This window comes from Shewanella sp. GJ50-10, from assembly GCF_055808815.1.
Window position 1 is genome coordinate 898,674 of record NZ_JBVVSS010000001.1, and the last position, 20,922, is coordinate 919,595.

Below are 20,922 nucleotides of genomic sequence, written 5' to 3' on the forward strand. Positions count from 1 at the left end.
GCTTATATCATTATTCTCGCGAGTGCGTTTGCAATCCCTTAACCTTAATGCTCAATATGAAAGCTGTTATGAAGGTTTTGCTGATTCATATACTCTTTAAGCAAGGCAATAGCGCGCTTATAAACTGGACCTAAAACATGTCGGCGGCTTGAGAGACAATCAAGGGTATTGATCCAACCGTTAGGTTCGTAATCAATATCGAGCTTGATGAGCTTTCCTGCAGCAATCGCTGGCTGTACCATTTCTTCAGGCAAAATAGACCAGCCCACTCCTTGCTGAGTTAATTCATTGATGATGGTGTGATTATTGGCATACCAATGCTGAGAGCTAATTCCGTAACTGAACCAGAGCTCTTGACCTTCGGTTGCCCTTAACACCACTTGGCGGTGATGACGTAGGTCGATATCTTTAATTTTTGATTGACTAGAAAGAGGATGGTTTGGCGCCGCTACTGTGATAAATCGAGTATAACCAATAGTAGTAAAATCAACTTGATGATGGATTTTACCGTCAGCATATACAATGCCAATATGCGCGCTGCCATCTTCTACGAGCTTGCCTATGTCCAAGGTGGACTCAGCAATAATTTCAATATTGGTGATAGGGAATTCGTCTGCAAGTATTGCCAAATGAGCCAATAATGCAGGACTGCTCAGGCTCTCTTCGATTGCGATAACCAGTTCATGTTCATGTTGTAATTCTAATGAGGCTATCTTTTGCTCAAAATGCAGCTGTTGCAGCATGATTGCTTTTACTACGGGCAATAATGCTTCACCTTCATTGGTGAGGGTTGGCGTATTACCGCTGCGATCAAACAAGGTTTGATTAATGCTGATTTCTAAATTGGAGATCGCTTGGCTTATACCTGATTGAGCCCGCTTGAGTTTTCTGGCCGCTGCAGAGAAAGAACCCGTTTCACAGACTGTGATAAATATTTTCAGTTGTTCAAAACTATACATAGCAACCTTGTTGTTTTGCTCTATTGAAATCAAGGTATCACGAAGTGTGATAGCTGTTAACTTTAATTAGCGATTTCTAGTTGTCATAATCTCGTTCGAATTAATCCCGTTGTTAGTGCTTATTAAGTTAGTTGAGGTTGTAATGTCTACCCTAGAGCGTACGTTTCATGCAGTGTTATTTGAATTTTTGGCCATTGTCGGCTCGGTCATTGGTTTATTGATGTTTACCGATTATGAATTGGTATACCTTTCAGGGACCATGATAGTAATTGCTACAATTGCGATGGGCTGGAATTTTGTTTTTAATATTATTTTCGACAAGTTTTATGATGCTCCCCGTGAACAAAGAACGGTAAAGCAGCGAGTGTTGTACATTACCTTGTTTGAAAGTGGCTTATTGCTTCTCACTATTCCAGTGATGGCCTTCATTCTTAATATTTCGCTTGTCGAAGCATTTTGGTTAGATATCAGTGTGACGGTATTTATTACCATTTATGCTTATGTTTATAACTATGCTTACGATCATATTCGCGCGCATATCATGCTTAAGCGCCAAGCTAAGTTAACTACACAAATGTCATAGTCGTTTACGACAAAAGTGACTTAAGAGTCATAAATTAGCTTTCAATTTAGCAACCCATTAGTCACTAACTGAGGGTTGCTTTTTTGTAGCTAAACCTTGTCATAAGCTTGTCTTATTTACTTATTAGTTTAATAAGCTTGGAGGAGTTCGCTCTGCGCTTTTTAATATCTTTTACAGTGAGTAGGCGAGGTAAATGGCAAAGTTTTCATTCGAACACAGTTTTGAAATTGATACGCTTAAACGGTTGATTGCCCAGCATCAAAGCAAATTTCGGCACAAATCCTTGCTTGATTTACATTACCGTGGTGAATCATTATCTGTCACTGCAATTGAATTAGGCCAGCAAGACAAGCCTTGCCCCACAGTGTTATTTGTTGGCGGGGTACATGGTGTTGAGCGTATTGGCGCTCAAGTCGTATTGTCATTTTTAGGCAGTTTACTTAATCGCTTACCTTGGGATAAACATTTACAAGCCTTGTTAAAAGAAGTGCGCTTGGCATTTGTTCCTGTAGCTAACCCTGTTGGCTTTTTACAAGGCTCTCGCAGTAATGGCAATTTTGTCGACTTAATGCGTAATGCGCCCATTGATGCTGAAGAAAAAGTGACTTTTTTAGTGGGCGGTCATCGATTAACAAATAAACTGCCTTGGTATCGTGGCAAAAACGGCATGGAAGCTGAGACTAAGGTGCTGGTGGATTATGTCCATGAGTTACAACGAACCAGTACCAGCGTCATAGCCTTAGATGCCCACTCAGGGTTTGGCTTGTTAGATCATATTTGGTTTCCCTATGCTCACACTAAAAAGCCGTTTGAAGGAATGGGCTATATTTATCATTTAAAGCAGTTATTTGATCGCGGTTACCCCCATCATGGTCATTATAAATTGGCGCCTCAAAGTCATTACTATCAAACCCACGGTGATATTTGGGATTATCTAGCTAAGACCAATCCAAGTGATACACCGTTTATTCCACTGACCTTAGAAATGGGCTCTTGGGCTTGGGTGAAAAAAATCCACGGCAAATATTTAACTTTTCTGGATATTTTAATCCGCAGAAAACCCATCGGCATCACCGTATCTTAAGGCGTCATGTGGTATTAATGCAGTTCTTGATTGAAGCGGCTTATGCTAATGTTTTAGAAAGCATCGACACTGAACAATTAGGCCGTTTACAAGTGGATGCCGAGCGGCATTGGGCGCGAAAGCGATAAACCTAATCGCTTGTATTTCGCAGTTTACATAACAGCAAACCAAAGAGGTATGTCATGGCAACTTGGGTATTATTACGTGGGTTAATGCGAGATAAACGTCATTGGTATGGTTTTGATGAGCAATTACGCCAAGCGGGCATAGATGTGATTACACCTGATGCTAGCGGCAATGGGGTATTATTGGGACAAACTAGCCCGTTAACCATAGGTAATTACTGCCAAGATATTTGGAACCAAATTGATACTGAACTAGCCGAAAACCCACACTATGATAGCCAATTAGTGATTATAGGTGTGTCGATGGGGGGCATGATTGCCATTGAGATGGCTCGTCAAAGACAGCATCAAGTACAGCATGTGGTGCTTATTAATTCGAGTGCAGGTAACCTTTCACCTTGGTATCAACGCTTTCAACTTAAGCCCTTACTTAACGCTATTTGGCAGCGACATAAAGCAGCCAATTTAAGCTTGGTTGAATCCAGTGTTTTAAGCTATACCACAATGACTAAAGGGCATGATGAAACCGTTATTCGTGATTGGGGCAAGATGCGAGATGAAAAGCATACTTCCATCATCAATGGTGCAAGGCAAATTCTAGCGGCGGCTCGTTATCATTGCTCATCAACACAAACGACTCCCGTAAGTGTGATTTGCGCTAATGAAGATAAACTGGCTAACCCGCAATGCAGTGAGGCACTAGCAAAGTTTTATCAGACGCAATTATTTCGAGTTGGACACTGTGGTCATGATGCAACGCTGGATCAATCCGAGCAAATACAGCAACTCATTGAAGATGCAATTATGAGTGAAGCCTCAAAGTAGCGCTATTTAACTTATTGAATTGATTCTGACTTAGCGATAATAAATGCTAGTTCTGCAATATTATGTACCTGCATTTTTTGCATGACTTTTTGACGGTGCAATTCAATGGTGCGCTGGGCAATATTAAGTTCAGCTGCAATCACTTTATTTAGCTTTCCTTCTAGAACTTTAAGTAAAACTTCGTGTTCACGGGGAGTGAGACTGGCTAATCTTTGATTGATATCACTTTGTTGATTTAAGTGACTATATGCTGTTTCAGTTTCGTTTTGTGCGCGTTTTAAAAGCTGTAGTAATTTGTCGCCGTCCACAGGCTTTTCGATGAAGTCTATCGCACCTTGTTGGATGGCCTGAACAGCCATTGATATGGTGCCATGACCACTTAACATGATGACACTCAATGGACTTTGAGATTGCTTGATATCATGTAGTAGTTCAATGCCATCTTTTCCTGGCATTTGAATATCCAAGATAACAATACCTGCTTGGGTTAATTCGACTTGCTCTAAAAATGATTCAGCAGAGGAAAAGCAGCGGGTTTTAATTCCTAAGCCATCGAGCATCCAACTGAGCGAGTCGAGTACGTCTTGATCGTCATCGACAAGAAATAAATTAAACATGATTCTGCCTTTGGATTGGTATATTGATGATGATTGTAAGTCCTGTTGAATATAGCATCGCATGTTGAGTCACATTAATACCATAATCATGTGCTGATTCAGCAACATCGATATTATTCACAGCTTTAATTTTACCGCCGTGCTCTTCGCAGATTCTTTTACATACGACCATGCCTAACCCTAGGCCATGGGGTTTTGATGTTTCGAATGGAAAAAACAATCGCTCCAACTTAGCTTCGCTGAGTCCAATACCATTATCCATGATAATCAGTTGAGCCTGCTCGTTCACTTCTGTGACATTGATAAGCAACTGGGGTGTGTGACTATTTTCCATGGCATCTAAAGCGTTACGAATTAAGTTAACTAAGACTTGCTGTAAAAGAGAAGCATCGGCATTAATGCTAACGTTATCTAGCGATAGCTTAGGCCGTAGTTTCAATCTATTAAAATCTGGTTTCATTAAATTTAGCGTATCGCTAATGAGTTCTGATAAAGAGCATTGCTGGTACACGCTAGGTTGATGACAGAATTGCCTAAATTTTTTGATGGTGCTTTGCGCCCTGTCAACTTGTTCAATTGTTTTGTTCAATGCTGTGTGAAGCTCAGTTTGTTGCTCATCAAGTCGGTAAATACATCCTTGAGTTAAGTAGCGGATCCCTGCCAATGGTTGATTTAGTTCATGGGCAATCCCAGAAGCCATTTCACCTGTCAGCAATACTCTTTGAGCACGATAAAATTGTTGTTGTTGTTCAAATAATGCTTTTTGTGTCGCTTTATGCTCTAGCATTTCATCGTGTAGCGCTTGAGTTCTCTTAACGACTAATTGCTTCACTCGCAAGTGGTGTAAGTAACCTATAAATAGTCCGATGAAAATGGCAATCGCCCAGGGAGTTGCATCTTGCAGCAATCGAGTCCAGTTGGTGACGAATGGCCATTGCTTCAGTTTTTTCAATAATTCAAATACATGGCTGTCTTTCACTGGAACGGTCCAGTATTGGTATTTACCAGCAGAAGCTGCCTCATCTGAGCTTTTTATACTCAATAAGGATTGAGCAATGATTTTGGCAGTTTCATGGTCGGTTTTACCCACTTTTGAAAAAGTATAAAAAGGGTATAACTCACTTGATACTTGGCAATGGTAGTCTGAATAGTTTCGGGGGAAAACCACCTGTAACTGATTTGCAAGTTGAGGATTATCTTCTATCGCAGACTCTAATACACAACTTGGTAAAATGGCGATATCTGCTTGATTATCGACGATGTATTGCAATAGCTTTTGTTGCGGAAAACCAACAAATCTTAACTGTTCAATATCTTCCAGTGGGTTGATACCTAGTTCTATTAATTGGCCCGCCATAATCTGAAAACCACCAAAAGCATTAAGATCTGTAGATATGACCCTCATTGTGGTGATGTCTTGTATTTTCTTAATATCACTGTCTTTACGGGTAATTAAACTGGATCCAATAGCATGCTCTGGATAGTCACTATTCTGCGGTAACAAGCTTAATAAATTACTGACTCCGTAGTCTTTTTTGAATGCGACAGTGATGAGGGCATTACTAATAATGAAATCTAATTGCTCATTCGCAACTTGTTGTACCATTTCATTGGGTGTTAAGGGGACTAATACAAGATTTAGGCTTGTTTGAGTTGCAACATAATCAAGTGTGGGCTGCCAGCGATTTAAAACAGTATTTCGAGAATTAAAGTTAAGCACACCAATCCTAATTATTTTTTTTGGTGTCTCTTTTTTTGTGTCTCTAAGGTAGAAGCCGGTGATGATGTCGCAATTGTGGAAGCTGAGCTGTCATTAGTGCTTTGTGCTGACGCGAAGGCGCTGAAAGCTAAAAGGCTCATCAGCATAGCTAAAGTAGCATAAAGAGATTTAATCATTCATCACCCAATTAAATTGAATCATTCTATTATGTAGTAGGGTCTGTTGATCTTTGCTGGTCAAGTTTTGTTCGAAATAAAAGCGTTTTAATTGAGGCGGATGGATTGATGCCTAGTCATCTAAGCACCTCTTTATTCACAAAGATTCATCCAACAAAGAGTAAAACGCTTTTAGTCGAACCCTTTGGGCAGCGTTTGTTGGCGATTTTTACTGCGTTATCGACTTTTTATGTAGAATAACTACACCACAAAGTCTCTGCCTTGTATAAATGGCCAACAACTCGCTGCAAAAATAACCTTGAAAGATCAACAGGCCCTAGAGTACAAAAAATAATATTTTAATTATAGAGTAAAGTGATCTAATAAACATAATGAATACTATTGCGGTTTTCCGCAATAGTATTCAATTTTCATATGTGCAGTATAATTACAATTATTATTTTAAGGGGTTCTGTTATTCATTTTAGGTATTATTTACTAACACTATTAAAGTTGTCTGACTTTATTTTATTTCCTTTTTCATCTAAATACCAAACTGCTTCAATAAAACTATTATTATTGACATACTCTATAGCTTCTTCTAATGGCATTAAAAATAATGTTGTCGATAATACATCAGCAAATATTTGATTGTCTTTTAAAACAACCGTGGTTGCTATCCCTTCAGGTTTTGGATAATTAGTTTTAGGGTCAATCAAGTGATGGTACTGCTTTCCGTTAGCTTCAAAATAACGCAAGTAGTTACCACTGGAAACCACAGTGATGTTTTGTCCGGTAATTAGCTCATGGTACTGACCTTCAAAAGAAGCACATTGTGGCAATTGGTATTGTGATTTTTTACATAGAGGGTCTTCTATGGCGGTTACAAATTGACGGTTTTCAGGGTGTAAGCCTAAATGTCTAATATTTCCCCCCGCATTAATCATAAATTGACTTGCGCCATCTAGCCTTAGTTGGGTAAATACTTTTTCTGTCATCCAGCCTTTAGCTATACCGCCTAAATCAAGGCTCATACCTGGCTTAATTATTATCGTGTTTTGTTCTGGATTAAATTTTATTTGTTCAATATCAGTAAACTGTGAGGCATTGTCTAATTCGGTTTTAGTTGGAGTAGAACAATCCTTCCCCTGATTTTTATCGCATTCAAAGCGCTTTTTACGCCATAAATCGATGACGGGAGAAAGGGCAATATTAAAATAACCTTGGCTTTTTTCGTGCCACTCAATACTAGAACCAATCAATTGAGATAGTTGCGGGTCGATATGGTGTACTTCATCTGGTGTATTGTTAATTGTCTTAATATTTGTGACATGAGGGTAGGTTGAATAGTTAGATGCTAAGTAGTGATACTCTTGAATAACATTTAATGCATTACACAGAACTTGCTTTTCAGTTCCCTGTGGAAGATTGAATACGTCAATACTAATTGTTGTACCAAAATACTTAACCGTATGCAGTGTTGCTAGATTACCAGCAACAGTGACCATGGCATTGCTGTCACACTGATAAAATTCATTACGTATTTCTTCTGAATATTTAGCAGTTAATTTGTCGGTAATAGACATGGCTTCATTTAAAACTTGTGAAGCTTCAGTTGAATAACAAATATTGCTAGTGAGTAATCCACTTAATAATACTAATTTAAATATATTCATCTTATTTACCGATACTTGATGCTTATTTCTATTGATAGGGGAAATAAACAGGGGGGTTGTTACTTAAAAACTGTTAACTTGATCATAACTCTAAATTTTATTGATTAAACCTGCGGTTTTCCGCAATTGTCGGAAAATTTTATAAGAATATGCTGTATGTCATTAAATAAATGTTGAAGGCATTAGAAATGATAAATAGCAAAAGTTTTAAGAAAAGTTTTATATATAGCGCAATCAGTCTTGCTTCATTAATGACGTTAGGCTGTGCAACATCAACGCCTCAAGGTAAATATGTTGATGGTGTCCATGATGTACAAGCTAAGGGCAAAAAGAGTCAAATCGTTCTAGAAGTACATGTTAAGAATGGCAATATTGCTGATATAACAACCAAATCTCATAACGAAACTGAATCTCTTTTCTTAAATGCTGAGCGCTTACTGACAAAGGTTGTTGCAAACAATGGCCATGAAGGTATTGATGCTGTTTCAGGTGCAACTTACTCATCAAACGGTATCCTTGAAGCGATCAATAAGCTTCCTAGAGCTGATGGTTCGACGCCTGAATATGTTTCTGTAGGTTCTAAAGATGAGTCAGCTAACGATGACTTTAAACTTAAGTGGTCGATTCAGCCTAAATTGGGCTTAATCAGTGGTGATTATTACTACGAAGAAGCGCGTTTCCGTCAAGGCCATATGGGTAGCATGACCATTGTAACCAGTTCAGCTGATAAGAATGATGTCATTCTTGCTGAGTTTCAGGAGAGCGGTCGTCCTAACTATTACACCCGCATGTACCAAGATGTACCAAAGCGTATGTCTGAGTACAACTTCTCAATGGGTAAGAAAAAAGGGACTGCTTGGGTTCAGTCTGCATTGACCATGGAAAAAATGATGGTTGAGCAAGACAAGTTAACCTTCGAATTAAACCCAGATTATGACCCTAAACTCGCTAATAAACTTAAGCAGCCTAACCGTTTAAAGTATCAAGGTATTGATATTGTTGCAGGTGCATCTAACAGTATTCAGCAATCTATGATCCCGCTTACAGCTAAGCTTTATGACCAAATTCAAGCGGAAAGTAGCCATTACAAGTTCTATCAACATTCTGAAAAACTGTTGGATGAAAAAGGTCAATGGACTGGCGTAACAGCAATGCTTCGTTTAGTGGTAGATACCAATACTAAGCAAATTGTTAAAGGCCACTTTGATGAAATCTTTGCAGATGAAAAAGAGCAAATTAAAGCTGCATCAATGAAGAAGTTTTACCGCCAATCTAAATACGATTCAATTAATTATGTAGAGCCTGCGCGTATTGGCTTTAACGTGATGATAGATGGATTGAATGCACATTTACAACAAGGCGGTTCGTTATTTGATATCAATGACCTACCTGCAACGGGCGACTCAGGAAGTTATGCTTCAACTGGCTTTACTAAGCGTTCTAATTCTTGGGATATATATCTAAGTCAAGCTGACATTCTATACAAACAAATGCGTGCTGATGACGTGATTGTAGAACACAAAAAACCGTAATTTATTGAGATGACGGTTCTACAATCAATGGTCAGGATCGTCATGTCTTTTCAAAATCGATGAAGAGAGATGCAAGATGAAAAAGTGTGTATTAACAGCAGTAGCAATGGGTGTTCTTAGTTCGCCTGTTATGGCAGCAGAAAGTTTCACTGATAGTTTAGATGTATATGGTCGTATTGACTATTCAATCACTAACTCAGACAGTGGTAGCGCCACTCATAACGGTAAAAGTGGCACAGTTTTAGAAAATAACTGGAGTCGTTTAGGGGTAAAGGGCAGTACTGCGCTTACTCAAGATTTTAGTGTTTTTTATCAAATTGAAGTGGGCGTTAATGGCGGTTCTCAAGATAAAGGCAGCAACCCTTTTTCTTCTAGACCAACATTTCTAGGAATTAAGCATTCATCATTTGGTCAACTTTCAGCAGGCCGTATTGATCCTGTATTTAAAATGGCCAAAGGTACAGCAGATGCTATGGACATGTATTCAATGAAGCATGACCGTCTATTTGCTGGCGATAAGCGTTGGGGCGATTCACTTCTATATAGAACTGCAAAATGGAATAACCTGCAGTTTGGTGCGAGTTACATCATGGAGGATAATTACTATGAAGAAGGCGATATTCGTCGTGATAATGGTAATTACCAAGCTGTAGTGACTTATGGTGACAAGCATTTCAAAAGTAGTAACTTGTATCTAGCAGCTGCATATACCGATGGTGTTGAAGATATCAAAGGCTTCCGTGGTGTTGTGCAATACAAAATTGATAATTTAATGTTGGGGTCGATTTACCAAACATCTGAATTAGTTAATCCAAATAAAGTTAACTGGGAACAGCGTGATGGTGCGGGTTTTATTATCAGTGCTAAATATAAAATTGATAAGCTAACGCTTAAAGCGCAATACGGTACTGATGATTCTGGTACGGGTAAGATTGCTGGCCGAGTATATGACTCATTAGGTGAAGCGGCTGTTATAGTGCCAGAGGTAAGCCAATGGGCTGTAGGCGCTGAATATCGCATTTCAAAATCGACTCGTGTTCATACAGAAATCGGTGAATTTGATGTAGAACATTATTCTGATTTTGATGACAGAATTGTCAGTGTTGGCTTGCGTTATGATTTTTAAATAACCTGAATTCAGGTTAAGCAGTAATATATTCATCACTCCCCACTGGTTTCACTCTCTTGCACATAAGGATGTGTGCATTTACATTTTGACTCTTCTTTAACCGCCTTATAAATTCATTATATTGCTGTGTGCTAGATAACGTTAAATTAATCAAAACACAGTATAATTATGGTGAATTAACAATAGGTGGATGATAACGTGCTGACACAAATTTTAGTCACACTATTAGTAATAGTGGGTGCTTTTACGTATTTACGTAGTGGAAGAGGCAGTAAAGTAAGTCGCAGAGAAGCGCTTGCTGTTGAAAGCTCGCCATTTTTTAGCCGCGCTGTTATGTACGCGATGATCGCAGTGTCTATGCTCGCTTCTGCAGGCTTTTGGGGCTGGACATGGTATGACGATAATACTGTGGTTGAAGTGACAATTTCCTCACCTGTTGACGCTATGTCTGTGAGTTATAAAGTGCGTAAAAAAGACATCGAAGCCCAACGCATAACCACAGTTGATGGCATTCAAATTCGTCTATCAAATCAAGAGCGTGTAACGGTCAAGGCCGTTGAAGGCCAGTAGTCTATTTCGATGCTATGTAGGGAAACGTCTAAGTCGTCAGTTAAGAGGTTAGTTGAATCAGTTAGTCTAAAAATTTATTCTTAACTGCGGGTGCTGGGAGCATACAAGAATCCTTTTTACCAAAAAGGCGATAGCGGTTTTTAGCTATTATTCGATAAAAGTAATCCCTGAACCCAGCGGGGAGTATTTTAAAAATTCTACATAAATGCCAGAGGCTTGATAGGTCTTTGGTTATCTCTAAAGCTGCATCACTTCGCAGTAAATATTCATCACTTTTTATCAAAATAAACGAATCAAAACTGACATATTCTAGCTGATGCTTGGTAATTAGTTTTTGAGCAGTCTTACTCTGCATCGGCGTAAATACAAATACATCTTTGTGGTCACGTTTAATGATGAAGTTAACTGCGCCATTGCAAAGGTTACATACACCATCGAAGATAATAATGTGCTTTGAGATAAGCGATTCCTTATGACTCTTGTAGCAAAATTTATTGCTAATGCATAAATATTATCATATCTGTGTAATTACGTTTTTAAGTTTTATATCGGCGTTTTAAAGTCACTTCTCGAGCCAAAACCTTGGCAGGTTTGGACCTTATGCACTGCACACATCCGCAATTGGTATTACTGATTATCTTGTTATTTTTTAATTAGTCTTGCGATCGATGCTTATCTTCTATACAATTTCAAAAAAAACATACCAACCGGTCGGTTTGTTTTGGTTTCAGGTAATTGATATGGATAAAAAGCAACAAGCTATACAAGCAGCGATTGAGCTGTTTGCTAAACAAGGCTATGAGAAAACGTCAATCGCACAAATTTGCGAACATGCCAAAGTCTCAAAAGGCTTGGTTTTTCATCATTTTAAAAATAAGGATGAATTACTAAGAGAAGTGTTTGTTCGTATGGCCGAGATAATTAGCCAAGTTGGGAATGCTGCTTATTCGTTGAGTAAAGAAGCCTCGCCTAAAGAAAGACTAGTTAATCTTATTGAGCATATTTTTATGTCAATGACGACTAAAGAGCAGAAGCTGTATTACCAATTTGATTATCAAGTTAAGTGCCAACCATCTATGCGGATTATTTTGCAAGACTTGCTGGAAGAGAGGTACCAGTTAATGATGAACTCTTTTGAGTCTATTTTGTGCGATATACCTCAGGCAAACAGTGTCGTTGATAGTCATATGCTAATCGCTGAAATAGATGGAATAGCGCTTAATTATTTATTCTCTGAACACACATACCCTCTAGATGATATTAAAGAGCGTTTTATTAACAAGTACTTGTTATTAATTGGCTTATAAAAATTCGTCGTCAGAGCAATACGTTAAATACGCCGTCTGTATGATTGATTACTTACTTATTTCAATTTGACCATTCAGGCTGCGAACTTCTTAGATGAAGAACATACAACAAGGACATTTTCTAATGAAAACACCTTATGAAATACAATATGCAGCTTTCGGAGCTGCAGGTGGTTTATACACTGAACATCATGCAAAATTATACGCAAGTTTTGCAGAAGCCCTCATAGAAGAAGGTAGCTTTTCAATTATGTATGAAGGTGCGGCGCACGCTTGCTACACTCCTATTACTATTGATGCTGCACCTAAGCTTAAGTGCTACATTTTGGCCCCAATAGCTGTGCTACCTGAATACCAAGGGAAGCGATACGCCACAAGGCTAATGGAACAAGCTGAAAAGCAACTGGATGCAGATGTCATCTTTGTTATGGGTGATCCATCTCACTATGGTAATAGGTACAGTACACCTCATCAGGTATTGCCACCAGTGAAAACCAATGCACCTTTAGAGTGTTGGTTTGCAAGAGAGTTAACGGCAGGTGCGCTCGATGGTGTAGGTAAATCGACCTCCAGTATCAAAGGAGTGTATGCCGACCCTAAAATGTGGGCACACCCTAGTGAGCAGGTTTAAGATTTGGAGCGCATAAGCGCTCCATTTTTTTGTGATTTGCTATTGTTTTAAAGTAAAAGAACAACTACGTATTCCACTATTTATTCTTTCCCCAATCCACACAAAACTCCATAAAGGTCTTTAATAAAGGACTTTGATACTTATCTTTGTGGATTAATATCCAAAACTCTCTTGGCATATCAACGGCCACATTCAGTTTACTCACTCGCTGACTCTCTAGTGCATACTTTGCTGCAATATTGGATAAGCAGCCAAATCCGAGCCCAGCAGCCACAGAGTTGATTAGTGCTTCTGTAGTGTTTAGCTCAACGCTTTGGTGCCAATGTTCAATATGAGGCGCTAAGTTTTGCATAAAGCAGTCTCTTGAGCCTGAGCCTTGTTCTCGAAGCACCCATTGGCTTTGTTCTAACTCGCTAAGTTCAATAGTACTTTTGCTTGCTAGTGGGTGAGAGGGAGCGCTAATGACACACATTTGGTCATGACTGAAAGGGATGGCGATAATATCTGGGTGATGATGCGCGCCTTCAATTAAGGCAATGTCTAGCTCGAAATCTAACAACTTTTGGCAGATGTGGGCTGAGTTAGATACGAACAAGCTTTGGAATGCATGATGATATTGCTTTCGAAAAGCGCTGAGAATATTCGGTGTTAAATGATTGCCTATTGTATCGCTACTGCCTATCCGTAGTTGTCCCGTTAGTTCTTGATTGTCGTTAAATACGCTATTGATATGGGATAAACGATTAATCAACTCATCTGCAAGCGGCAGCAACTTTTGCCCCTCTTGATTGAGGATTAAGCGGTTATTTACCCGATCAAATAATTGATGCCCTAGCTGTTTCTCAAGTTCTGCTAACGCCATGCTTACCGCGGCTTTTGATAGAAATAGCTTATCTGCGGCGACTGTAAGGGTTCTAAATTGGGTTATTGCACTGAATACCTTGAGTTGTTTGAAGGAGATATGAGGCGTCATTTTAGTAACCTTTCCCTGTTTAAAGAGAGCGTGTGAATAACAAAATTGGAATGAACGTTATCGATAACTTTCGTTCATAATAATTGAACGAAAGTTTTAAATTATTGGATATATATAAACGAATAGCAAAGGTAAGATCAACTTAATTCATTTTTAATCAGTTTTTCAATTTAGATCTTTGCAGTGATTTTTAAGTTTACGATGAACTGTAATTACCTTGAGGCCACTATGATCCAGTCAGCAAAACTTAAACTACTCACCGCACCAACACCAATGGCTGGGCTTGCTTTAGGCATCGCAAGTTTGGGTTGGTGTTGGGAGAATCTAGCCAATTTAAATGGCTTAGGTCAATGGATCAGTGCTTTGATTGCGAGTGTTTTGTTACTGGTGCTAGCGTTTAAATTTTTGTTTCACAGCCACACCTTGAAAGAGGATTTAGCACATCCGGTTGTGGGCAGTGTCGTGCCAACATTTGCGATGGCAATTATGGTGGTATCCAGCTCACTCGGACATTTTTCGCCATTTGCAGGGGATATTTTATGGCTAATGGGGTTAGGGCTTCATATCGTATTTTTAGTGAGTTTTTTATATCACCGCGCTAAAGTTTTTGAACTGCATCATATGGTGCCAAGTTGGTTTGTGCCGCCTGTTGGGATAATCGTTGCTGATGTGTCGTTCTCTGGTAATCCGCAGTTAGCCTTTTTAGCCCATATGGCATTGGTGTTTGGCATGTTTACCTATGCGATTATGCTGCCTATGATGATTTATCGATTGATGTTCACTCATGAAGTCCCTGATGCAGCTAAACCGACATTAGCAATTCTAGCCGCGCCAGCTAGCTTATCGCTTGCGGGGTACTTAACTGTGACTGCTGAGCCTTCACCTGTAATTATTGCCTTACTGTTTGGCATTGCTGTGTTAATGACAACGATTATTTATTTGGCATTTTTTAAGCTACTCAGATTACCGTTTAGCCCCGGCTATGCTGCCTTTACTTTTCCGATGGTGATTGGTGCCACTGCGTTATTTAAAATGGTGACTTGGATGGAAAGCATTGGTATGGCTGATGAGTATATTCAACAGGTGCGCTTACTGGCAGGAATAGAATTGGCTGTTGCAACGGTTGTTGTGAGCTATGTTGCCATAAGATACTTAAACTTTTATCTGCAGAATCAAAGTAATAGTCAGAATCTAAGCGTTTAATGATAAACGTTACAGAATAAGTGTTTAAAAGTTAGTGTTTAAGTTGGTATTGGCTCAATAGTTTTCCGTTTGACTGCGATTAAAGACATTAAGCAACGAGCGGCTTGTTCGTTGCTTAATGATAGTTTTCATTTGTCTAGCTTAAGGTGTTATCGCTAATGGCGCTTATGTTTAAGGTGCTTATATTTAGGGTGCTTTCATTTCAGTGTGGGTTAGCTTCACTTGATTATCTGTTAGCGGTTTTATCACTAAAGTATGTTCAATTTCAGTAGGTAATAACGGCGTGTGTTGCTGTTTTACGTACTGTTCAAAACCATTACGGTAATAAGGTGATAGCGGATGACCCGATTGTCCGCCAGGTATCGACATAATGGCGTCCTGTTCTGCCCCTGGCTGAACAATAAAGCGCTGCGATGCACCAAAGGATTTACCTTGCACTGCAGGCATAAAGCTATCACCAAATCCTTCGGTTATTGGCATATCTAACCAGCGACTTAATTGTGGCAGCTGTTTTGAAAACGGATGTTGGATTTTTAGCTGATTAACTTTCCCCCAGCGTAAATCAGCAAGCTTGCCTTTTGGGCTGTATTGCTCAAGTAAGCTTTGGGTCGAAGTTTGATACGCTGCGATTGAAAATGCTTGCCAGTCAGCATGTTCTTTAGGTAACCAACTATCTGGCTTTTGTTTAAGTAACTGCCACATTGGAGTTTCTAAATAACGTTTTACTACCGATAAACTGCTGTCTCGCTGCTTAAGTTCAGTTTCGATTGGTGCAAAGGTTTGGTCTATTAAAGCGGTTCTGAAATGTCTGACTAAGGTGTAACCCACAGAGCCTGCACAGGCACAGTTTCCCCAGTTAGCAATTAGTTTAATATCTTCTGCGAACTTTACTGGCTGTTCACTTAATACTTCAAGCAAGTATTGCTGCCAAGGGATTAAAAAACGCGCTTCGTTATCAAGCTGCAATTGGTAAAAGTCATCTTCATTAAAACTGTCTTTTGCCATTAATCTGTCACGAATTTGTGCGGCTCTTGCGCCAAGGGCATAACCACCGTCTCCAAACCGTAACTGTTCTTCAGTAGATAGCACTCTCGAGTTAGCAGTCCAAATTCGTTGGTTATCTGGGTTTATCATTTCAGGCATGACGGCTTGCTGTTGCTGCCAATCAGCCATTTGATAACCAGTCGTTGATTGAGCTGTATCTGATGGGTTATTACGTGATGGCACTGCACCAGCGATTTTCCACCCCGCATTACCTTTATTGTCTGCTAGCAACATATTTTGTGCTGGAATACCGATTTGAGTGGCAAGCGCTGCTGCTTGCTCTACGCTGTCGGCAGTTTCTAATGATAATAGCGCCATGTTGACGGCGTAATCTGTATGACCTACCCATGATAAAGCGTAGTTAATTCCTGCAACGGTTTTTACTGGGCCATATTTTGAGACTTGGACCGTATAGTTAATTTGGTCTTCGGGTAAGTCGATAGGTTCGTATTCCAACTCTATTTCAGTGTCAGAGCTAATTTCTATCCAATCAGCAGTATCGATATAGCTGTTGGTAAAACCCCAAGCGAGCTTACCGTTAGAGCCAACAACAATGGCTGGAGCACCGGGTAATGATACGCCAGTGATTTGCTGCATTGCGCCTTTTTGTAAAGCACTTGGATAATTCAGCTGAGCCCGATACCAAATAATAGGCACAGCAAATGATAAGTGCATATCATCAGATAACATGGCTCGGCCAGACTCGGTTAACTTGCCCGTGATCGCCCAGTTATTACTGCCAACTTCAACCGGTTCTTCAATATCTTGAGTTAGAGCGCTAATTAAAATTTGCTCTTCCAGTTCAGGGACCCCACCTTGATATAAGGGGATTTGACTGTCGTCTAAAGCAGCTTGGTGGTGACTTGGTTGGATTAAGAAGTCGACCATGTCATTGCCAAAAGCTTGCTGCAATTGGGTTAATGCCATATCACGTTTTATGGTATTGCCCTGTAAGTCTAAGTACATGCTGTAAATTACTAATAAACTATCGGTTTCATGCCACTCTCGCGGTGATGAGTTTGTCAGCAGGTATTCAAATGACAATACAGTTTGATCGGCTAAAGCTTGGTTTACGCCCTTAGCGTATGCGCTTAAAGAAGCCTTATCTTGCTGTGGTAGTTGCTCAAAAATACTCTGAGCACGTTTACGAAGTTGATGAAAACGCCGGCTTTTATCTAACTCTAATGCAGCTTTACCAAAAATTTCAGACAATTCACCGGCTGAGTTTCGGCGCAGTAAATCCATTTGGAAAAATCTATCTTGGCCATGGGCATAACCCATGGCGTAGGAGGCATCGATGCGATTACTGGCGGTAATAATGGCGGTGCCTAGGGTATCGCGCTCAATTGTCACGGGCGATGTAATACCATTAGTGGTTAAGTTATCAGACAAATTAGGCATGCTGAGTCGTAAAACACAGTACACCGCCAATATGAGTGCCGATGAAAACAAAAGTATGGTGGCAAGCGTGTACTTGGTGAGTTTAGATTGTAAAACCTTGGTAAGGCTGACAGACATGTTGAGTTACCCTAGAAAATGACCTGTCTATCATAACCAAGGTTACTGAAATGTTAAAAGCTGTTTTTTGAATAATACAGATAAAAGTAATGCAGAATGAATTAGTTAGTACACTCAATTATTGATTAGAAAGCGGTAACCTTGAAGCTGGTACAAGAGTGCTGTCACAAGAGTACCGATACGTGAGTACAGAGACATGAGTAAAGATACATGAGGGTAGGCATCAACATGTGGTCATTAGTCGCAATGAGCAGTTAGAATTAGGCAGTTAGAATGATTGAGTGTATATGGAAGTCCTATTACCAAAGAGGGTTTTACCCAACACCAATACTTCTGACTTAGTGTTGGGTTAAGGCAAAGCAGGGCTATTGATTAATCTTAGCCTTAAACTTTGCTTTGGTGTCTTGATTTGCTTTGTTATACCAGTAATCGAGCATTTCGCTGATTTCAGCTTGATCTTCCTCGATAGTTTTAGGTTTTACAGCAACTGGAGCTACTTGGGGTACAGTTTCTAGAGCTGGTGCTTGAGTTGCCGCTTGAGCTGTCGGTGCTGCTGCCGTTACAGGCGCAGTTGCTACAGGTGCACTTATTACAGGCGCCGTTTTTACAACAGGTGCAAACGCTGTCACAGAAGCAACCAGTTGGTTTTGGTTATAAACGGCCATTTCTTCAGGATAGTCTCGGCCTATTTGTAAGCCTTCTTTAACCAATACATCACTTTTAAAAGTCACTGCTTTATCTTGGCTATCGGTTAACGCCATGGTCGGTTTATTATTGAATTTATTGGCAGCATTTTTATTGCGAATACTGGGTAATTCAAGTTCGTATTGATCATTTTTAGCATCGAATGTTAGTACTACTGCGTTAGAGTTAAATTGAGTTTGCATACCGCTATCGCGGTAATTCACCACATATCGAAATACGATTTGGTTAACGCCTTCTGTCAGCGTGATATCGTCATCACCGTCATAAACCTTGCCGTTAAACATTTTTACATCAACAGTGTTGGGCAACTCTAGTACACCAGCAGCATATGACATTGGCGTGAGGAATAAAAATAACAGCCCGATAGAAAGAGGCTTTTTATTCAAAATAGAAGTTAGAAATCGTGTATTAAAGAATGTTGAATTCATTGTTATCTCGTTTGGGCTGTTTGCAGCGATGGCGCATAGCTGCGGCTGTGATGGCTAAAATTAACTTGAGTCAGCTTAAGTTATAGCAAAGCTTGCGGGAGTTACATAATGACAAATGATTAATCTACTGGTTTTTAAGACTATAAACCTAAGTTAAACCTAAGTTTTATAGTCAAAAAACTTGCGATGTTCAGGACCTGCTAAATTGGTATTCACCTTATTAGGGTGTTTATATTCGCCCCAACTCGCCACATGAGTTCCAACATTAAGTACAGGAAAATCCTGTGCTCCATGCTGATTAATCTTATCGTCACTTACACCGATAAACTGCAATAAGCTTTGCAAGCTATTGGGTTCATTTAGCTTAATCGTAAGTAAATCATCTCTGCCAGCAAAGTAACTTAGTACAGCTTGTTGGTGGCTGAAGTAACATTGCCTTAAACGAGCCTCATCCAATAAGTCATCAGCAGTTAAGTCACCAAATGTCTGCTTAAAACAACGTTTGAGGATTGGATGAAAGGTACCTGTTTTGTCAGCAAGATTGGGTGCCATTTTTGTTAGTAGCATTTGTATTGAGCTAATCCAAGACTCGACAGGGCGGTCAATATAAACAAATTTAGCGTCAGGAAATATCTTGTCTAATTGCGGGTAATCGCAAAAACAGGGCACATCAGACACCACATCTGCCACTTCAAAAGCACGTTTAGTTAACCCGATATGCGCCACTTTGAATCCATGCTCAAGCAGTGCAACACTGACACTAGTAGTGCCAGTACGCGGCAAGCCAATAATAAAAACTTTATTCATAGAAGCAGGATATAGCCTTAAAGTGATGTGAGTGGTTAGGTTTAAACTAAGTACTTAGTTTATGTGCATAGTTTATGTGCTTAGATTAAGCACAATAGAAAAATTAGGTACGGTATAAGACTTTAATGACATGCCAACCGAATTTAGTTTTTACAAGATGTGGGGTGATAAGTTCACCAGTAAAACAGACTTTATCAAACTGCGGCACCATTTGGCCTTTTTTGAATTCGCCTAGGTTGCCACCATTTTTACCTGATGGGCATGAAGAGTGTTTTTTAGCGAGAACGTCAAATTTTGCACCTTTCTCAAGTTGTTTAATTAAATCTTCAGCTTGTTGTCTGTGTTTGACTAAAATGTGCAATGCAGCGGCAGTTCTGGCCATGTTGTTACTCTCCAATAATGTTGAGGTTAATTATAACGTGGTTCCCTATCAGCAAGCTATAGCTAGCCATATCTGAGTGCGATTGAGTGATGGCAAAATTAAGTGTTATAAATCTGAATCTGTAGGCACTAATTTTGTAAAATGCGATAAGATGACTCAAGGCATTTAAATCGATAAGAGTAAGTTTTAGAGACGTCTTCTTACGAGTATGCTGTTAAAACAAAATTGAAAACAATAATAAAAATAAGATTTTAAAGAGAGTAAATAATGACTGATTCCGCACGGCTAATTTATGTTTACGATCCTATGTGTAGCTGGTGTTGGGGTTATAGACCCACTTGGCTTGCTTTACAGCAGCAATTAACTGCGCAATTGCCTGAGTTAACCATCGAGTATCGTCTCGGTGGTTTGGCGCCAGATTCTGATGTCGCTATGCCAAAAGACATGCAACAATTTTTGTCGCAAACATGGCATAAAATTGCGGCGCAGCTGGGCACTGAGTTTAACTATGATTTTTGGCAAGACTGCCAGCCGAGGCGCTCAACATATCCAGCGTGTCGTGCCTGTTTAATTGCCCGTGAACATGGGCTTGAACAAGCGATGATTTTAGCGATTCAGCAAGCTTACTACTTACAAGCTAAGAACCCATCTGATAGTGATACACTGATTAATGCAGCGGTCAGTATTGGTATTGATCAAGCGGTGTTTACTGAACGGCTATTATCTGAAGAAGTTAATCAGGGTTTGATGTCAGAATTAGAGGGTGTACATCAACTGCCTATTCGAGGGTTTCCTTCACTTGTGCTTGAAGTTAATGGTGAAGCGTTAGGTATTCCCCTTGATTACGTAAATCCGCAAACGAGTTTCGATGCCGTGGTTAGCGCTTTAGGTTAGTTTTGTTTATCGCAGATGTTATAGCGTAAAAAACAGATACAAAAAAACCAGCTGA

Annotated in this window: 19 protein-coding genes and 2 pseudogenes; 11 read left to right on the forward strand and 10 right to left on the reverse strand. The window is 39.6% G+C overall.

Translation table 11 applies throughout. The features are described 5' to 3' along the window. Positions 1-44: 44 nt before the first annotated feature. A complete protein-coding gene (locus tag AC0L4E_RS03630) occupies positions 45-959 on the reverse strand; it encodes a LysR family transcriptional regulator (RefSeq protein ID WP_473678055.1) in 915 nt (304 codons plus the stop codon). Positions 960-1,101: 142 nt separating this feature from the next. On the opposite strand from AC0L4E_RS03630, the gene AC0L4E_RS03635 reads away from it, so the two are divergent. The 3 genes and pseudogenes from AC0L4E_RS03635 (at position 1,102) to AC0L4E_RS03645 (ending at position 3,576) form a co-directional block, all read left to right on the forward strand. Further along, positions 1,102-1,542 (forward strand): PACE efflux transporter, encoded by a 441-nt coding sequence (locus tag AC0L4E_RS03635; protein ID WP_473678056.1) that lies wholly within the window; start codon positions 1,102-1,104, stop codon positions 1,540-1,542. A 193-nt stretch (positions 1,543-1,735) separates the two neighbouring features. Next, positions 1,736-2,754, forward strand: a pseudogene (locus AC0L4E_RS03640) (M14 family zinc carboxypeptidase). A 54-nt stretch (positions 2,755-2,808) separates the two neighbouring features. Further along, the gene (locus AC0L4E_RS03645; protein ID WP_473678057.1) at positions 2,809-3,576 is read left to right on the forward strand and encodes an alpha/beta fold hydrolase; all 768 of its coding nucleotides are present in this window, start codon (positions 2,809-2,811) and stop codon (positions 3,574-3,576) included. Between the two features lie 11 nt (positions 3,577-3,587). On the opposite strand, the gene AC0L4E_RS03650 is transcribed toward AC0L4E_RS03645, so the two are convergent. Both AC0L4E_RS03650 and AC0L4E_RS03655 read right to left on the reverse strand, forming a co-directional pair. Further along, positions 3,588-4,193 carry a response regulator transcription factor gene (locus tag AC0L4E_RS03650; protein ID WP_473678058.1) on the reverse strand — a complete coding sequence of 202 codons (606 nt, stop codon included), beginning with the start codon at positions 4,191-4,193 and terminating at the stop codon, positions 3,588-3,590. After that, a complete protein-coding gene (locus tag AC0L4E_RS03655) occupies positions 4,186-5,913 on the reverse strand; it encodes a sensor histidine kinase (protein WP_473678059.1) in 1,728 nt (575 codons plus the stop codon). Before AC0L4E_RS03655 ends, AC0L4E_RS03650 begins: the two co-directional genes overlap by 8 nt. A gap of 284 nt (positions 5,914-6,197) precedes the next feature. On the opposite strand from AC0L4E_RS03655, the pseudogene AC0L4E_RS03660 reads away from it, so the two are divergent. Further along, positions 6,198-6,431 (forward strand): annotated as a pseudogene (locus AC0L4E_RS03660) (hypothetical protein). Positions 6,432-6,559: 128 nt separating this feature from the next. Here AC0L4E_RS03660 and AC0L4E_RS03665 read toward each other — a convergent pair. Continuing rightward, positions 6,560-7,744: an FAD:protein FMN transferase gene (locus AC0L4E_RS03665; protein ID WP_473678060.1), complete on the reverse strand. Its 1,185-nt coding sequence runs from the start codon at positions 7,742-7,744 to the stop codon at positions 6,560-6,562. A 188-nt stretch (positions 7,745-7,932) separates the two neighbouring features. Between AC0L4E_RS03665 and AC0L4E_RS03670 the strand changes: the two genes are divergently transcribed. The 3 genes from AC0L4E_RS03670 (at position 7,933) to AC0L4E_RS03680 (ending at position 10,975) form a co-directional block, all read left to right on the forward strand. Next, complete coding sequence (locus AC0L4E_RS03670) at positions 7,933-9,276, forward strand: FMN-binding protein (protein ID WP_473678061.1); 1,344 nt, start codon at positions 7,933-7,935, stop codon at positions 9,274-9,276. A 76-nt stretch (positions 9,277-9,352) separates the two neighbouring features. Then, entirely contained in the window at positions 9,353-10,402 is a 1,050-nt protein-coding gene (locus AC0L4E_RS03675; RefSeq protein WP_473678062.1) for a porin, read from the forward strand. Positions 10,403-10,603: 201 nt separating this feature from the next. Beyond that, positions 10,604-10,975, forward strand: coding sequence for a hypothetical protein (locus tag AC0L4E_RS03680; RefSeq protein WP_473678063.1), 372 nt, complete (start codon positions 10,604-10,606; stop codon positions 10,973-10,975). Between the two features lie 61 nt (positions 10,976-11,036). On the opposite strand, the gene AC0L4E_RS03685 is transcribed toward AC0L4E_RS03680, so the two are convergent. After that, positions 11,037-11,477 carry a thiol-disulfide oxidoreductase DCC family protein gene (locus AC0L4E_RS03685; RefSeq protein WP_473681494.1) on the reverse strand — a complete coding sequence of 147 codons (441 nt, stop codon included), beginning with the start codon at positions 11,475-11,477 and terminating at the stop codon, positions 11,037-11,039. Positions 11,478-11,715: 238 nt separating this feature from the next. On the opposite strand from AC0L4E_RS03685, the gene AC0L4E_RS03690 reads away from it, so the two are divergent. Both AC0L4E_RS03690 and AC0L4E_RS03695 read left to right on the forward strand, forming a co-directional pair. Then, on the forward strand, positions 11,716-12,282 hold the full coding sequence (locus AC0L4E_RS03690) for a TetR/AcrR family transcriptional regulator (protein WP_473678064.1): 567 nt from the start codon (positions 11,716-11,718) through the stop codon (positions 12,280-12,282). Between the two features lie 124 nt (positions 12,283-12,406). Beyond that, positions 12,407-12,913 carry a GNAT family N-acetyltransferase gene (locus AC0L4E_RS03695; RefSeq protein ID WP_473678065.1) on the forward strand — a complete coding sequence of 169 codons (507 nt, stop codon included), beginning with the start codon at positions 12,407-12,409 and terminating at the stop codon, positions 12,911-12,913. 76 nt (positions 12,914-12,989) lie between these two features. On the opposite strand, the gene AC0L4E_RS03700 is transcribed toward AC0L4E_RS03695, so the two are convergent. Next, a complete protein-coding gene (locus AC0L4E_RS03700) occupies positions 12,990-13,886 on the reverse strand; it encodes a LysR substrate-binding domain-containing protein (protein ID WP_473678066.1) in 897 nt (298 codons plus the stop codon). 228 nt (positions 13,887-14,114) lie between these two features. On the opposite strand from AC0L4E_RS03700, the gene AC0L4E_RS03705 reads away from it, so the two are divergent. Further along, positions 14,115-15,089 carry a TDT family transporter gene (locus AC0L4E_RS03705; RefSeq protein ID WP_473678067.1) on the forward strand — a complete coding sequence of 325 codons (975 nt, stop codon included), beginning with the start codon at positions 14,115-14,117 and terminating at the stop codon, positions 15,087-15,089. Positions 15,090-15,275: 186 nt separating this feature from the next. On the opposite strand, the gene AC0L4E_RS03710 is transcribed toward AC0L4E_RS03705, so the two are convergent. The 4 genes from AC0L4E_RS03710 to ppiC all read right to left on the reverse strand — a co-directional run bounded on the left by AC0L4E_RS03710 (position 15,276) and on the right by ppiC (position 19,973). Beyond that, a complete protein-coding gene (locus AC0L4E_RS03710; RefSeq protein ID WP_473678068.1) occupies positions 15,276-17,651 on the reverse strand; it encodes a penicillin acylase family protein in 2,376 nt (791 codons plus the stop codon). A gap of 365 nt (positions 17,652-18,016) precedes the next feature. Continuing rightward, entirely contained in the window at positions 18,017-18,784 is a 768-nt protein-coding gene (locus tag AC0L4E_RS03715) for a YccT family protein (RefSeq protein ID WP_473678069.1), read from the reverse strand. A 159-nt stretch (positions 18,785-18,943) separates the two neighbouring features. Then, entirely contained in the window at positions 18,944-19,591 is a 648-nt protein-coding gene (locus AC0L4E_RS03720; protein WP_473678070.1) for a sulfotransferase family protein, read from the reverse strand. Between the two features lie 103 nt (positions 19,592-19,694). Continuing rightward, entirely contained in the window at positions 19,695-19,973 is a 279-nt protein-coding gene (ppiC, locus tag AC0L4E_RS03725) for a peptidylprolyl isomerase PpiC (protein ID WP_473678071.1), read from the reverse strand. A 267-nt stretch (positions 19,974-20,240) separates the two neighbouring features. Here ppiC and AC0L4E_RS03730 point away from each other — a divergent pair, with 267 nt between their 5' ends. Continuing rightward, the gene (locus AC0L4E_RS03730) at positions 20,241-20,867 is read left to right on the forward strand and encodes a DsbA family protein (protein WP_473678072.1); all 627 of its coding nucleotides are present in this window, start codon (positions 20,241-20,243) and stop codon (positions 20,865-20,867) included. Positions 20,868-20,922 lie beyond the last annotated feature (55 nt).